This window comes from Streptomyces uncialis (genome assembly GCF_036250755.1).
GTDB classification, from domain to species: domain Bacteria; phylum Actinomycetota; class Actinomycetes; order Streptomycetales; family Streptomycetaceae; genus Streptomyces; species Streptomyces uncialis.
On the sequence record NZ_CP109583.1, the window covers coordinates 3241246 to 3255635 of the forward strand.

Genomic DNA, 14390 nt, shown 5'->3' on the forward strand with positions numbered 1-14390 from the left:
GGGTGCGGGCGGACGTGCGGCGGGGGCCCGTGGTGACCCCGGACGCGGTGCGCTGCCGGAGGGCTGTTTCCGGGGCGTTTCCCGGGCCGTCGCCGGGAAACGCCGTCGTGGCCAGCCACTAAGCTGAAGACCATGACCGAGAACCCCGCGCCTCCCGCCCTCTGGCCCGCCCCGCTCGCGAGCGGAGCCGTCACCGCGACGGTCCAGGTGCCCGGTTCCAAATCGGTGACCAATCGGGCGCTGGTCCTCTCCTCCATCGCCGCCGAGCCGGGCTGGCTGCGCCGCCCGCTGCGTTCGCGCGACACCCTGCTGATGGCGTCCGCGCTGCGGGCGATGGGCGTGGGTATCGAGGAGACCGTCTCGTCCAGTTCCACGGGCGCGCCCGTGGAGGGCGGCGAGGGCGAGGCATGGCGGATCATCCCCTCGGGTCTGCACGGTCCCGCGACGGTCGACGTGGGCAACGCGGGCACCGTGATGCGGTTCCTGCCGCCGGTCGCGGCCCTCGCGGACGGCCCGATCCGCTTCGACGGCGACCCCCGCTCGTACGAGCGCCCGCTGCACGGGGTGATCGACGGGCTGCGCGCGCTGGGTGCCCGGATCGACGACGAGGAGCGCGGCGCGCTCCCGCTGACCGTGCACGGCGGCGGGGCGCTGGAGGGTGGCCGGGTCGAGATCGACGCGTCGTCGTCGTCGCAGTTCGTGAGCGCGCTGCTGCTGTCGGGCCCGCGGTTCAACCAGGGCGTGGAGGTACGGCACGTGGGCGGCACGCTGCCGTCGATGCCGCACATCCGGATGACGGTGGACATGCTGCGCCGGGCGGGTGCCCAGGTGGACACCCCCGAGTCGGGCGGCGAGCCGAATGTCTGGCGGGTCACCGCGGGCGCGCTGCGCGGGGTGGACCTCACGGTGGAGCCGGACCTGTCGAACGCGCAGCCGTTCCTCGCCGCCGCGCTGGTCACGGGCGGCCGGGTCGTCGTCCCGGACTGGCCGGAGCACACCACGCAGCCCGGTGACCGGCTGCGGGAGATCTTCACCGCCATGGGCGGTTCCTGCGAGCTGACGGAGCAGGGGCTGGTGTTCACCGGTTCGGGGAGGATCCACGGGATCGATGTGGACCTCGGCGAGGTCGGTGAGCTGACCCCGGGCATCGCGGCGGTGGCGGCGCTGGCCGACTCCCCGTCGACCCTGCGCGGGGTGGCGCATCTGCGGCTGCACGAGACGGACCGGCTGGCCGCGCTGACCAAGGAGATCAACGAGCTGGGCGGCGATGTCACGGAGACCGCCGACGGCCTCACGATCCGCCCCCGTCCGCTGCGCGGCGGGACGTTCCACACCTACGACGACCACCGGATGGCCACGGCCGGCGCGATCATCGGCCTGGCGGTGGAGGGTGTGCTGATCGAGAACGTCGCGACGACCGCGAAGACCCTGCCGGACTTCCCGGATCTGTGGACCGGGATGCTCGGGAACTGACGGACGATCGACATGCGCCGCTACGGCAAGCACACCGACGAGGACGACATCCCGCTGCGGCCCAACCGCAAGGGCAACCGGCCCCGGAGCACCATCCGGCCCAAGCACGAGGACGCGTCGGACGGCATGGTCCTGACGGTGGACCGGGGGCGGCTGACGTGTCTGGTCGGGGACCAGGTCGTGCACGCGATGAAGGCCCGGGAGCTGGGGCGCAAGGCCGCGGTGGTCGGGGACCGGGTGTCGCTGGTCGGTGATCTGTCGGGCAAGAAGGACACCCTCGCGCGGATCGTGCGGATCGCGGCGCGCACCTCCGTGCTGCGGCGCACCGCGGACGACGACGACCCGTACGAGCGGGTGGTCGTCGCCAACGCCGACCAGCTGGCGATCGTGACCGCGCTGGCGGACCCGGAGCCCCGGCCCCGGCTGATCGACCGCTGTCTGGTCGCCGCGTACGACGGCGGGCTGTCGCCGCTGCTGGTGCTGACCAAGTCGGACCTGGCATCGCCGGACGGGCTGCTGGAGACGTACGACACCCTGGGTGTCCCGTATGTCGTGACCTCGCGGGACGAGCTGGCGAACGGCGACGCGGCGGACCGGGTGCGGGAGCTGCTGGCGGGTCAGATCACGGCGTTCGTGGGCCATTCGGGTGTCGGCAAGACGACTCTGGTCAACGCGCTCGTTCCCGGGGACCGGCGGCGGACCACGGGTCATGTCAACGCGGTGACGGGCCGGGGCCGGCACACCACGACATCCGCGCTGGCGCTGCCGCTGGCCGGTGCCGCCGGGGGCTGGGTCGTCGACACGCCCGGTATCCGCTCGTTCGGGCTCAACCACGTCGATCCGTCCCGGGTGATCCTCGCGTTCCCCGATCTGGAGCCGGGCACGGTGAACTGTCCGCGCGCGTGCAGCCATGACGAGCCGGACTGCGCGCTGGACGCCTGGGTCGCCGAGGGGCACGCGGACCCGGCGCGGCTGTACTCGCTGCGGCGACTGCTGGCGGTCCGGGAACGCCACGACGGCGACTGATCCGCCGCGGCGGGGCGTGCGGACGGGGGGCTCTCGGGGACGCTGTCGCGTGTTTGCGTGACGGCCGCTCAGGTAAGGGCATAATCGCACCGAGCCTGACCCAAGCCGGACGAAACGGCCACGAGCGTGGGTACCCCGGGAGGCAATCGCATGGCGTGGCTGTTGGTGATCGTGGCGGGGCTGCTCGAAACCGGCTTCGCGGTCTCTCTGAAGCTGTCGCACGGTTTCACCCGGTTGTGGCCCACGGTCGCGTTCGCCGCCTTCGCGCTGGGCAGCTTCGGTCTGCTGACCCTCGCACTGCGCAAACTGGACGTGGGTCCGGCGTACGCGGTGTGGACGGGTATCGGGGCGGCGGGGACCGCGATCTACGGGATGGTGTTCCTCGGCGATCTGGTCTCCACGCTGAAGATCGTGTCGATCTCGCTGGTGGTCATCGGGGTGATCGGGCTCCAGCTGTCGGGGTCGTCGCACTGACCGCGCCGAGCGTGTCCCGTACCAGCGCCCCCACTCCCCCGTCCGGCGCGGGCGCCTGCATCCACGACAGGGCCAGGCGCAGGGCGAGTTCGGTGAGCCGGGCCAGTTCGGCGGTGTCCGCCGGGTCGGCCCGGGGCGGGGACAGCGCGACGACGGTGCGGTCGCGGAGCAGGCCGAGGAGTTCGCCGGGGGACGGCAGCGGTCCGTCGGCGCCGCGCTGGGCGGCCGTGGACTGCGCCGGGACCCGGGCCGGGGCGGGGACGGGGAGCCGGGGGGTCCAGAGGCCGGTGAGCGCGGCCCGGACGAGGGAGTTGCCGCGGGCGGCCCGTACCAGCCACTCGGCGAGCGCGGGCAGCCGTTCACCGGCCTCGTGGTAACCGGCCAGCGCGTGGTCGGCGCCCGTGAGGACGGCGTCGATCTCCCGGCGGACCAGGGCCCGGCCGAGACCGTCCTTGCCGCCGAACTCGTTGTACAGCGTCTGCCGTGACACCCCGGCGGCGGCGGCCACGTCGACCATCCGCACCGCGCTCCACGGGCGGCAGACGAGGGCGGTGCGGGCCGCGTCGAGCAACGACTCCCGCGCTGCGGGCATACGCGCCTCCCTGCGGCCGACATCGATGTCGGCCCCCGTCACCGAAACCGGACCTCGTTGTCAGAGTTGACGCACCTCAGGGGGCTGTCAAGGGTATTGTCCGGACCTTTCCGGACCGCTGATCCGGCCCGCTGATCCGGCCCGGCGGGGGCCGCGGCCGGTCCGCCTCGGTTCCGGGGGGTGTGGCCGGATTCCGGGCCCGGTGGATACTGTTCGGCCATGCCCGACTATCACGATGACCTGCGGCTGGCCCATGTGCTCGCCGACGCCGCGGACGCCGCGACCATGGACCGGTTCAAGGCCCTCGACCTCAAGGTGGAGACCAAGCCGGACCTGACCCCGGTGAGCGAGGCGGACAAGGCCGCCGAGGAGCTGATCCGGGGTCAGTTGCAGCGGGCACGGCCCCGGGACGCGGTGCTGGGCGAGGAGTACGGCGTCGAGGGGACCGGGCCGCGCCGCTGGGTGATCGACCCGATCGACGGCACCAAGAACTATGTGCGCGGGGTCCCGGTGTGGGCCACGCTGATCTCGCTGACGGAGGCGGCCGAGGGCGGCTACCAGCCGGTGGTGGGCCTGGTGTCGGCCCCGGCGCTGGGCCGCCGCTGGTGGGCCGCGAAGGGGCACGGCGCGTTCACCGGCCGCAGCCTGACCTCGGCCTCGCGGATGCGGGTCTCCCAGGTGTCCCGGATCGCCGACGCCTCGTTCGCGTACTCGTCGCTGACCGGCTGGGAGGAGCGCGGACGCCTCGACGGCTTCCTCGATCTGACCCGCGCGGTGTGGCGCACCCGGGGATACGGGGACTTCTGGCCGTACATGATGGTGGCCGAGGGCTCGGTGGACATCTGCGCCGAGCCGGAGCTGTCGCTGTGGGACATGGCGGCGACCGCGGTCATCGTGACGGAGGCCGGCGGGGTCTTCACCGGCCTCGACGGCCGCCCGGGACCGCACAGCGGGAACGCCGCCGCGTCGAACGGCCATCTCCACGACGAGCTGCTGGGCTATCTGAACCAGAAGTACTGAGCCGGGTACGCGGGACCGGGCGGGGCCGGCCGGGGTGTTCCGGAGCCGACCGTCCGGTCCGGTGATCCGGTCACCTTCCGTCACCCGTGGTGCCGGGCCGTCACCCGGGGTGGGGAAAATCGGCTTCTGTCCCGCCCGTTCGACCCCTTGTTGACCCGCCGGAGGGCTGCCACTCTGAGAATCCCCCCACTTGTGAACTTGTGAATCGATTCGCAAGGGGGGTCCTCACGAAGCAGGAGGTGGCTTTCGATCATGCTCGTCCGCGACGCCATGAGCACGGTGGTCCTCACCATCGGCCCGGCCCACACGCTTCGCCAGGCCGCGTCCCTGATGTCGGCCCGCCGTGTCGGCGCGGCCGTCGTCCTCGACCCCGACACCAGCGGACTCGGCATCCTGACCGAGCGCGACATCCTCGTCTCCCTCGGCCTCGGGCAGAACCCCGACCGGGAGACGGCCGGCACCCACACCACGACCGACGTGGTCTTCGCCACTCCGGCGTGGACCCTCAAGGACGCAGCGCGGGCCATGACGCAGGGCGGCTTCCGCCATCTGATCGTGCTCGGCGACAGCGAACCGATCGGTGTCGTCTCGGTCCGCGACATCCTGCGCTGCTGGGCGCCGGTGGAACGGCGGACGGCCACGCTCGCGGGCTGACCCCCGCCGGGCGACACGTGTACCCGTATCCGTCGGGACACCCGTACCCGTACCGACGGGGTCGCCGGGAATGACGGCGGCGGCCGGGCGGATGATCTCCGCCCGGCCGCCGGGCCGTGACCGGGCCGTGGCACACCGCGCGGGCGACGGCCGGTCACCCGGCGCGCCGCCCACGCGACGCCGTCAGCCGCGCAGGGCCTGGACCGCGGCCTCCAGACGCTTGCCGAAGTCGCCGTCCGCCTGGCGGAAGTTGTTGATCGCGCGCTCGGCGATGCCGTCGCTCGACACCTTGGCGATGAACCCCGAGAGGTTCTCGATCAACCGCGACTTCTCGTCCTCGGACATCAGCCGGTAGAGGTCACCGGCCTGGACGAAGTCGTTGTCCTCGGCGTGGTTCGGCGCCTCGTGGTTGCCGGTGACCCCGGCGACCGAGGTGGCCGACCACAGCGGCTTGTCCGTCTGGAACGGGCCGCCGAAGCTGTTGGGCTCGTAGTTCTTCGCGCCCTTGTGGCGGCCGTCGTACAGGAAGCCGTCCCGGCTGTTGGTACGCGCCTCGGTGGCGTGCGGACGGTTCACCGGCAGATGGTCGGCGTTGATGCCGACGCGGTAGCGGTGGGCGTCGCCGTACGCGAAGAGACGGCCCTGGAGCATCTTGTCCGGGGAGGGACCGATACCCGGCACGAAGTGGGCGGGGCTGAAGATGGACTGCTCGACCTCGGCGAAGACGTTCTCCGGGTTGCGGTTCAGCTCCAGCTTGCCGATGTCGATCGGCGGGTAGTCCGCGTGCGGCCACACCTTGGTGAGGTCGAACGGGTTGAAGCGGTAGCCCGTCGCGTCGGCCGCGGGCATGATCTGCGCCTGGACCGTCCAGGACGGGAACTCGCCGCGCTCGATGGACTCGCGCAGATCCCGCTGGTGGCTGTCCGGGTCCTCACCGGCGAGGAGGTTGGCCTCGGCCTGGGTGAGGGTCTTGATGCCCTGGTCGGTCTTGAAGTGGTACTTGACCCAGAAGACCTCGCCGGCCTCGTTCGTCCACTGGTAGGTGTGCGAGCCGTAGCCGTTCATGTGCCGGTACGAGGCGGGGATGCCGCGGTCGCCGAAGAGCCACGTCACCTGGTGGGTCGACTCGGGGCTGAGCCCCCAGAAGTCCCAGACGTTGTCCGCCTCCTGCGAGCCCGAGTACGGGTCGCGCTTCTGGGTGTGGATGAAGTCGGGGAACTTGATGGCGTCCTTGATGAAGAACACCGGGGTGTTGTTCCCGACGAGGTCGTAGTTGCCGTCCTCGGTGTAGAACTTCAGCGCGAAGCCGCGCGGGTCCCGCACCGCGTCGGCCGCACCGAGGTTCCCGGCCACCGTGGAGAAGCGCAGGAACGTCTCGGTCTGCTTGCCGACCTCGGAGAGGAACCGGGCCCGCGTCCACTGCGACACGTCGCGGGTCAGCGTGAAGGTGCCGTAGGCGCCCGCCCCACGCGCGTGGACGACGCGCTCCGGGATGCGCTCGCGGTTGAAGTGCGCGAGCTTCTCCAGCAGCGACTGGTCCTGGAGCAGTACGGGACCGCCGACGCCCGCGGTCTCGCTGTTCTGGTTGTCGGCGACCGGAGCCCCGGCCTCCGTGGTGAGCGGTCCCTGTGACGTCACGTGCGCCTCCTGCGTCATTTTCTGCAAGTCCTGTCCCTTGGCCAATGCCGTAGCCGATCCTACAATGGACAATGTCTAAGTCAAGCAAACTTCCAAAGTCACACCCGTTCGGGATCAAGGTCCCCCTGCTGTTAGGCTGGTGCCCATGAGTGACCTGTTGGGACGACTGCGCGAACGCGGCTGGCGGATGACCGCACAGCGCCGTGTGGTGGCCGAGGTCCTCGACGGCGAACACGTCCATCTGACGGCCGACGAGGTGCACGCGCGGGCCGTGGTGAGGCTCCCCGAGATCTCCCGCGCCACCGTGTACAACACCCTCGGCGAGCTGGTCACCCTGGGCGAGGTCCTGGAAGTCGCCACCGACAAACGCGCCAAGCGCTACGACCCGAACGCGCATCACCCGCATCACCATCTGGTGTGCGCGTCCTGCGGCGCGATCCGCGATGTGCACCCCCTGGGCAATCCGCTGGCGGACCTCCCCGACTCGGAGCGCTTCGGCTTCACCGTCTCGGACGTGGAGATGACCTTCAAGGGCATCTGTCCGAACTGCGTCACCGCCTGACCCGGAACATACGAGGAGGGCCCGCGCCGGTCGGCGCGGGCCCTCCTCGTTTCTGCCTTCGCTTCCCCGTACACGAAGATGACGTTCCGTATACGACGAAGACCCGGAAGCCAGGCTTCCGGGTCTTCGTCTTCGAGTAGCGGGGACAGGATTTGAACCTGCGACCTCTGGGTTATGAGCCCAGCGAGCTACCGAGCTGCTCCACCCCGCGTCGTTGAACACAACCTTACGTGACCATCGGGGTGGGAGCAAATCCCCGACCGGCCGGGGTCCCCGGCCCCGAGGGCGCCGTGGCGGACCGGCTCCCCCGGGGCGGGGACAGGGACGGCGACCGTCAGTTCTTGCGGGCCAGCCCGCCCGCCATCAGCCGCTGCGCGACCGACAGCGGGGGCTCCACCGGCTCGTCCGGGCGCCAGAGCGGCAGGGACACCACACCCGGCTCCAGCAGCTCGTACCCGTCGAAGTACGCGGTGAGCTCCTCCGTGGTGCGGAAGCGGCCGGTGCCGAGCAGGTCCAGCATGGTCTCCTGGACGGCCTGGGCCTCGGCCCCCGTGTCGCAGAACGCGGTGATCACGAGGTGGCTGCCCGCGGGGACGGCGTCCATGTACGCGTCGACGATGCCCTTGGGGTCCTCGTCGTCGTGCAGGTGGTGGAGGATGCCGATGAGCAGCACGCCGACCGGCTCGTCGAAGTTGATCAGGCGCTTGATCGCGGGCTCCGCGAGAACGGCCTTCGGGTCGCGCAGATCGGCGCTGGAGACGCCCGTGTTCTCGTTCTCCTCCAGCAGGGCCCGGCCGTGGGCCAGCACGATGGGGTCGTTGTCGACGTACACGACCCGGGCCTCGGGGTTGACCCGCTGGGCGACGTGGTGCGTGTTCTCCAGGGTCGGCAGGCCGGCCCCGAGGTCGATGAACTGCTTGATACCGACGTCCGCGGCGAGATAGCGGACCGCGCGGCCGAGCAGGGCGCGGTTGAACCAGCCGACGTCACCGATGTGCGGAACGGTGCGCTTCACCTCGTCGGCGACCACGCGGTCGACCTCGTAATTGTCCTTGCCCCCGAGAACCGCGTCGTAGACACGCGCGATGCTGGGCCTGCTCGTGTCGATTTCCTCCGCCACCACATTCTCCGTCCCTGTGCCACCCAAACGGGCTGTTTTCAAGCCGCCAGACTAACCCGCCCTGGACAACCCAGAGTTGTCCTGCACCAAGGTTTTTTCCCCCGAAATCCCCCGCTCCCCACCGCCCCCGGTAAGTGGCCCGCCACGGAGGGGAGTTACCCCCGCACCCGAACAACACCGCCGAGTGGCCGATGTCCAGGAGTGCGGGGAACGGTGCAAAAGACGAGGGCAGACCCGCACCCGACGAACAAGCCCGAAGGGGCAGCATCCAGGGGCGCGGGGAACTGCGCACCCCACGAGCGACGGCACAGGGACAAGCACGCCCAGCACAGGAAACCCAGCGGCGCGAGCGAAGGCGACCCGCACAGGAAACCCAGGGCGCCGGACACCGGATCAGGCGGGGGTCGGACGGCGGGTCAGGCCGACAACTCCTCCCGCAGCGCGTCCCGCAACCGCGCCGCGCGCCCCGCGACCTCCTCGGGCCCCAGCGACACCGCGAGATCGGCCCACCGCTGCCCCTCCGACAACTCCCCCCGCCGCGCGTGCAGCAGTGCGAGGCGCAACGCGGCCCGCCCGTGCCCCGCGCGGGCGGCACGGCTCCACCACAGCGCCGCCTCCGGCTCACTGCCCTCCCGGGCGAGCAGCAGCCCGAGGTTGAAGGCTCCGTTGCGGCTCCCCGCCTCCGCGGCCTTGCGGTACCACCCGGCGGCCTCGACGACGTCCCCGCGCGCGGACGCGAACATCCCGACCCGCACCTGGGCCCGCCGGTGCCCCAGCTGCGCGGCCCGCTCGTACCACTCCTCGCACTCGGTGCGCTCGGTCGCGGGCTCGCCCAGCTCGTGCGCGTTGGTCCGGGGGCGCCGCGCGTCGAGCACGGCGGCCAGCCGGTACGCGGCCTCCGCGCTGCCGCCGCCGGCCGCGCACCGCAGATACCGCTCGGCGGTCCGCTCGTCGCCGTCGCGCAGTTCGGCGATGCCGACCTGGAGCGCGGCCTCCGTGTGCCCGGCGGCGGCGGCCCGTCCGTACCAGCGCAGCGCGCCCTCGTCGTCGCCCCGGCCCTGGCAGAGGATGCCGAGGTTGAACGCGGCGTCGACACTGCCCGCCTCGGCGGCCTTGGAGAACCAGGGTTCGGCGCCCGCCGCGTCCCCGCCCTGGAGCAGCAGCACGGCGAGCGCGTTGGCGGCCTCGCGGTGCCCGGCGTAGGCGGCGCGGCGGTACCACTGCTCGGCCTGCGGGGTGCGGTCCTGCTGGGCGCAGAGCAGCCCGAGGTTGTAGGAGCCGTTGACGTCGCCCGCGTCCATCGCGGCCCGGTACCAGCGCTCGGCGGTCTGCGGCTCGCCGCGCTCGGCGTGCAGGGCGCCCAGCGCGTTGGCGGCGTTGCCGTCGCCGTCCTGGGCGGCCCGCAGCCACCACACGGCGGCGCTCTCGATGTCGTCGGCGTCCCGCAGCAGGAAGCCGAGGGCGCAGGCGGCCCGTGCCTCGCCGTCCTTGGCGGAGGTGAGGTACCAGCGGCCGGCCTCCTTGAGGTCGCCGCGCTTCTCCAGGATCGCGCCGAGATGCAGCGCGGCCCGCCGGTGGCCGCGCGCGGCGGCCTGCCGGTACCACAGCTCGGCCTCGTCGGCGGCGTCGTCGGCGGGCGGGGGCGTGGTGCCGCCCTGGCCGCCGGTCCGGCGTGCGCCCGTGCGGGCGGAGCCGCGGGTGTCCGGCGGGGCGGCGGGGGCCGGCCTGCGGGAGCCGGGGCCCGGGAGGGCGTCGGCGTCGTCGCCGAGGGGGTCGCCCAGCTCATCGAGGAGGGCGTTCTTGTCGAGGGTGCGGGCGAGCCGGTAGGCCGCCTCGCGGTGGCCCCGTTCGGCGGCGGCCCGCATCCACTGGGCCGCGCCGGGGTCGACGCGGTGCTCCAGCAGGTCCGCGAGGGCGTAGGCGCCGAGCGCGTGGCCCTGCTCGGCGGACTGGCGCAGCCAGTACTCGGCGGCGGGCTCGTCGCCGCGCTCCCGGTGGTGGCGGCCCAGGGCGTGGGCGGCGGCGGCGGACCCGGCGACGGCGGCGATCCGCCACCATCCGGCGGCCTCGTCCCCGTAGCCGCGCTGGTGGAGCAGGACGCCCAGGTTGTTGGCGGCGGCGCGGTCACCGGCGGCGGTGGCGGCGCGCAGCCGGGGTTCGGCCGCGTCGAGGTCGCCGCGGCGCAGGAGCAGCGCGCCGAGCACGCTCATCGCCTCGGCATCACCGGCGTCGGCGGCGATCCGGTGGCGTTCCTCCTCGGCCGCCGCACCGGTCTCGTCCCGGTCGACGGGCTGCGCAAATCGCCCTGTCTCCCACAGAGTTGCCTTGTCCCCCATAACGTCCATCGTCGCACCACCCGCAACCTGGGCCCACCTGGCACACCGCAGTCAGTAAGGTCACTACAGCGTTTTGTCGACATGCCCACACAGAGACAAGTCAAACGCGCTTGCCCGTACTCTCCACGTATGACGCGCCCTTGGCGTTCAGCCGTTGATCGCATCGGCTCGTCGCATCGGTACGCACGCGCACATGGCGAAGGCCCGGAAGCTTGGCTTCCGGGCCTTCGCCTTCAGTAGCGGGGACAGGATTTGAACCTGCGACCTCTGGGTTATGAGCCCAGCGAGCTACCGAGCTGCTCCACCCCGCGTCGTTGTGTTGTAACAGTACCACGGTGCGGAGGGGGTCCCGTCCCTCCCCTGAGGCTCAGCCGTCACAGGAGGGGCGGGTCCCGGGGGCGCCGGCGCGGCGCCCCCGGGACGGGCTCAGCCGCTGCCCGTTCTCAGGCCCGCCTGCTCGGCGTCACCTGAGGGCTCTCCCGACTTCTCCGGCCCGGCGGGCTTGTCACCCGACTTGTCGGAGGGCTTCTCGGACGGCTTGCCGGACGGACCGCCGGTGCCCTGCTTCTCGGCGTCCTCGGCGCGCTTCAGCGCGTCCTGGAGCTTCTGCTGGGCCTCGCCGTACGCCTTCCAGTCGCCGTCCTTCATGGCCGTCTGACCCTCGTCGAAGGCCTTCTGGGCCTCCTGGAGCGCCTCCTGGACCGTCGGGTTGTCGCTCGGCGGCGGGGTCGTGCCCTCGTCGGGCTTCTCCGGCTCCTCCGGCTCGACCGGGGTCTCCTTCGCGGTGCCGAAGATGACGTTGAGCGCCTTCTCCAGCGTCGGCTCGAAGGCCGTACGGCCGTCGTAGGTGACCAGCACCCGGCGCAGCAGCGGATACCTCAGCCCGCCACCGCGCACGTAGACGGGCTCCGCGTAGAGGAGACCGCCGTCCAGCGGGACGGTCAGGAGGTTGCCGTACTCGACTTCCGAGTCACCACCACGCAGCAGCCTGATCTTCTCGGCGATGTCCGTGTCCGAGTTGAACTTGCTCTGCACCTGCTTGGGGCCGTCCACGGTCTCCGACGACGGCATCTTCAGGATGTCGATCTTGCCGTAGTCGCCTGTGCCGGCTTCGGCGTTGACCGCCATGAAGGCGCTGAGGTTGTCACGGCCGTTCGGGGTGAACGTCGTGGTCAGGGAGAACGCCTGGTCCGACTGGTCCGGCATCCGCATGCTGAGGTAGTACGGCGGGACGGCGCTGCCCGACTTGTTCGTCGGGTCGTCCGGCACCTGCCACACCTCGCTGCCGCTGAGGAACGTCTCGGCGTCCTTCACGTGGTAGCGGGTCAGCAGCTCGCGCTGGACCTTGAAGAGGTCCTGCGGGTAGCGCAGGTGGTCCATCAGGGGCTGGGAGATCTCCCCCTTGGGCTGCACGGTGTCCGGGAACGCCTTCATCCAGGTCTTGAGGACCGGGTCCTTGGTGTCCCACTGGTAGAGCTTGACCTCACCCGTGTACGCGTCGACCGTGGCCTTGACCGAGTTGCGGATGTAGTTGACCTGGTTCTGCTGGGCCACCACCGCCCGCTGGCTGTTGGCCGCGGTCAGGGAGTCGGCGGTCGTGTCCCCGAGCGTGGTGCGCGAGGCGTACGGGTAGCCGTTGGTGGTGGTGTACGCGTCGACGATCCACTGGATCTTGTCGCCGACGACCGCCGGGTAGGCGTCGCCGTCGATGGTCAGCCAGGGGGCGACCGCCTCGACGCGCTCCTTGGGCACCCGGTTGTACAGGATGCGGGAGCCGTCCCCGATCGCGCCCGAGTACAGGATCTGCGGCTCACCGAAGGCGACCGCGTACGCGGCGCGGTTCAGCGGGTTGGAGAGGTTGACCCCGCTCTTGCCCTTGTAGCTGGTGGTCTTCTCGCCGCTGTCGTCGGAGTAGTCGATCTCCTTCTGCGGGCCGCCGACGATCGAGTACTGCGAGGTCTTCTCGCCGTAGTAGATCCGCTGCTCGTAGTCACCGAGGGAGCCCTTGGAGGGCAGGTCCGACTCGGTGAAGACCGGACGGCCCTGGTTGTCGGCGTCGGTCCCCTTGGCCGCGACCGCGCCGTACCCGTGGGTGTAGCGGAAGTGGTCGTTGATCCAGTTGTTCTTGGGGATGCCGTTCAGATCCAGCTCACGCAGACCGATGACCGTGTCCTGCTCCTTGCCGTCGGTGCCCTTGTAGCGGTCGACGTCCAGGTTCTGCGGGAACGCGTAGTAGTTCTTCATCTGCTGGAGCTGCTGGAACGTGGGCGAGACGACGTTCGGGTCGATCATGCGCATGCTGGCGGCCTTGTCGGCGTCGTCGCGCAGCTGCTTCTTGTCGTCCGTGCTGCTCTTGCCCGGGTACTCCGTGACCTCGGTGTCCCCGATCCCGTACGCCTCACGGGTGGCCTTGAGGTTCTTCTCGACGTACGGGGCTTCCTTGGCCTGCTCGTTCGGCTGGACCTGGAACTTCTGCACGATCGCCGGGTACAGCCCGCCGATCAGCACCGCCGACAGGACCATCAGGCCGAAGCCGATGACGGGGAGCTGCCAGGTGCGGCGCCAGAGCGTCGCGAAGAACAGGACCGCGCAGATGACCGCGATGCAGAACAGGATCGTCTTCGCGGGCAGGTACGCGTTCGCGTCGACGTAGCGCAGGCCCGTCCAGCTGTCGGTGGCCTTGAAGTCGCTGGACTTCACCGCCAGGCCGTACCGGTCGAGCCAGTAGGCCACGGCCTTCAGCGAGACGAAGAGTCCGAGGAGCACCGACAGATGCCCGGTGGCCGCCGCGGTCGCCCGCGCGCCGGGGCTGGTGACCCGCAGGCCGCCGTACAGGTAGTGGGTGAGCGCGGCGGCGATCAGGCCGAGCACCGTCGCGGCGAAGCCGAAGCCCAGCAGGAAGCGGTACCACGGCAGGTCGAAGGCGTAGAAGGACACGTCCAGGTTGAACTGGGGGTCCTTCTGGCCGAACGCGACGCCGTTCACCCACATCAGCCAGGTGCGCCACTGGCCCGAGGCGGACGCCCCGGCGATCAGGCCGACGATCGCGGTGATCCCGAGAAGGATCCACTTCTTGTAGGGGGCCACGCCCATGCGGTACCGGTCGAGGTTCTGCTGCTCCATCGACATGGCGCTGAGCGGCGGGCGCAGCCGGTGCGCCAGCCAGATGTTCACCCCTACGGAGACCGCCATGAGCAGTCCGAAGACCAGGAACAGCCCGATCTTGGTCCACAGGGTGGTGGTGAACACCGATGAGTAGTCGACCGACCGGTACCAGAGCCAGTCCGTCCAGAACCCCGCGAACATGACGAACACCATGGCCAGGACGGCCAGGATGCCCAGTGTCATGAGCAGGGTGCGGACCCGCCGGGACGGTCGGCCCACTCTGATCCGTGGCCCGGTCGGGCCTCCGCCGCGGTCCGGCATCTGGAAAGCCAAGGTGCGCACCTCGAAGTCGCTGTAGTTCTGCCCTCGGGCCTCGCGAACGCAAGGCCA

Annotated in this window: 11 protein-coding genes and 2 tRNA genes; 6 read left to right on the forward strand and 7 right to left on the reverse strand. The window is 71.1% G+C overall.

Features of this window, described 5'->3' with window-relative positions; all coding sequences use genetic code 11:
* Positions 1–132: 132 nt before the first annotated feature.
* From aroA to OG711_RS13180, 3 genes are all read left to right on the forward strand, one after another.
* A complete protein-coding gene (gene aroA, locus OG711_RS13170; protein ID WP_329559324.1) occupies positions 133–1473 on the forward strand; it encodes a 3-phosphoshikimate 1-carboxyvinyltransferase in 1341 nt (446 codons plus the stop codon).
* Positions 1474–1485: 12 nt separating this feature from the next.
* Positions 1486–2499: a ribosome small subunit-dependent GTPase A gene (rsgA, locus tag OG711_RS13175; protein WP_266508049.1), complete on the forward strand. Its 1014-nt coding sequence runs from the start codon at positions 1486–1488 to the stop codon at positions 2497–2499.
* Between the two features lie 150 nt (positions 2500–2649).
* Positions 2650–2973: a DMT family transporter gene (locus OG711_RS13180; RefSeq protein WP_329559325.1), complete on the forward strand. Its 324-nt coding sequence runs from the start codon at positions 2650–2652 to the stop codon at positions 2971–2973.
* Here the strand turns inward: OG711_RS13180 and OG711_RS13185 are convergent.
* Positions 2930–3565 carry a TetR/AcrR family transcriptional regulator gene (locus tag OG711_RS13185; protein WP_329559326.1) on the reverse strand — a complete coding sequence of 212 codons (636 nt, stop codon included), beginning with the start codon at positions 3563–3565 and terminating at the stop codon, positions 2930–2932. The genes OG711_RS13180 and OG711_RS13185 overlap by 44 nt on opposite strands.
* A 219-nt stretch (positions 3566–3784) precedes the next feature.
* Between OG711_RS13185 and hisN the strand changes: the two genes are divergently transcribed.
* Together hisN and OG711_RS13195 are read left to right on the forward strand one after the other, a co-directional pair.
* On the forward strand, positions 3785–4585 hold the full coding sequence (gene hisN / locus OG711_RS13190) for a histidinol-phosphatase (RefSeq protein WP_073784758.1): 801 nt from the start codon (positions 3785–3787) through the stop codon (positions 4583–4585).
* 252 nt (positions 4586–4837) lie between these two features.
* Positions 4838–5239: a CBS domain-containing protein gene (locus OG711_RS13195; RefSeq protein ID WP_073784756.1), complete on the forward strand. Its 402-nt coding sequence runs from the start codon at positions 4838–4840 to the stop codon at positions 5237–5239.
* A 183-nt stretch (positions 5240–5422) separates the two neighbouring features.
* On the opposite strand, the gene OG711_RS13200 is transcribed toward OG711_RS13195, so the two are convergent.
* Entirely contained in the window at positions 5423–6895 is a 1473-nt protein-coding gene (locus tag OG711_RS13200) for a catalase (RefSeq protein WP_073784754.1), read from the reverse strand.
* 127 nt (positions 6896–7022) lie between these two features.
* Here OG711_RS13200 and OG711_RS13205 point away from each other — a divergent pair, with 127 nt between their 5' ends.
* The gene (locus tag OG711_RS13205; protein ID WP_073784752.1) at positions 7023–7439 is read left to right on the forward strand and encodes a Fur family transcriptional regulator; all 417 of its coding nucleotides are present in this window, start codon (positions 7023–7025) and stop codon (positions 7437–7439) included.
* A gap of 137 nt (positions 7440–7576) precedes the next feature.
* On the opposite strand, the gene OG711_RS13210 is transcribed toward OG711_RS13205, so the two are convergent.
* From OG711_RS13210 to OG711_RS13230, 5 genes are all read right to left on the reverse strand, one after another.
* Positions 7577–7650: transfer RNA gene (locus OG711_RS13210), tRNA-Met, on the reverse strand.
* Between the two features lie 123 nt (positions 7651–7773).
* Positions 7774–8559, reverse strand: coding sequence for an SAM-dependent methyltransferase (locus tag OG711_RS13215; RefSeq protein WP_245876632.1), 786 nt, complete (start codon positions 8557–8559; stop codon positions 7774–7776).
* 416 nt (positions 8560–8975) lie between these two features.
* Entirely contained in the window at positions 8976–10904 is a 1929-nt protein-coding gene (locus tag OG711_RS13220) for a tetratricopeptide repeat protein (protein WP_329559327.1), read from the reverse strand.
* A 228-nt stretch (positions 10905–11132) separates the two neighbouring features.
* Positions 11133–11206 (reverse strand) — tRNA-Met (locus OG711_RS13225).
* A gap of 115 nt (positions 11207–11321) precedes the next feature.
* Positions 11322–14321 (reverse strand): UPF0182 family membrane protein, encoded by a 3000-nt coding sequence (locus OG711_RS13230; RefSeq protein WP_266510381.1) that lies wholly within the window; start codon positions 14319–14321, stop codon positions 11322–11324.
* Positions 14322–14390: the final 69 nt, after the last annotated feature.

What these genes read in the sequence shown, in the direction of transcription:
- aroA (WP_329559324.1), top strand. Translation starts at nt 133, where the DNA reads ATGACCGAGAACCCCGCGCCTCCCGCCCTCTGGCCCGCCCCGCTCGCG.
- rsgA (WP_266508049.1), top strand. Translation starts at nt 1,486, where the DNA reads ATGCGCCGCTACGGCAAGCACACCGACGAGGACGACATCCCGCTGCGG.
- OG711_RS13180 (WP_329559325.1), top strand. Translation starts at nt 2,650, where the DNA reads ATGGCGTGGCTGTTGGTGATCGTGGCGGGGCTGCTCGAAACCGGCTTC.
- OG711_RS13185 (WP_329559326.1), bottom strand. Translation starts at nt 3,565, where the DNA reads ATGCCCGCAGCGCGGGAGTCGTTGCTCGACGCGGCCCGCACCGCCCTC.
- hisN (WP_073784758.1), top strand. Translation starts at nt 3,785, where the DNA reads ATGCCCGACTATCACGATGACCTGCGGCTGGCCCATGTGCTCGCCGAC.
- OG711_RS13195 (WP_073784756.1), top strand. Translation starts at nt 4,838, where the DNA reads ATGCTCGTCCGCGACGCCATGAGCACGGTGGTCCTCACCATCGGCCCG.
- OG711_RS13200 (WP_073784754.1), bottom strand. Translation starts at nt 6,895, where the DNA reads ATGACGCAGGAGGCGCACGTGACGTCACAGGGACCGCTCACCACGGAG.
- OG711_RS13205 (WP_073784752.1), top strand. Translation starts at nt 7,023, where the DNA reads ATGAGTGACCTGTTGGGACGACTGCGCGAACGCGGCTGGCGGATGACC.
- OG711_RS13220 (WP_329559327.1), bottom strand. Translation starts at nt 10,904, where the DNA reads ATGGACGTTATGGGGGACAAGGCAACTCTGTGGGAGACAGGGCGATTT.
- OG711_RS13230 (WP_266510381.1), bottom strand. Translation starts at nt 14,321, where the DNA reads ATGCCGGACCGCGGCGGAGGCCCGACCGGGCCACGGATCAGAGTGGGC.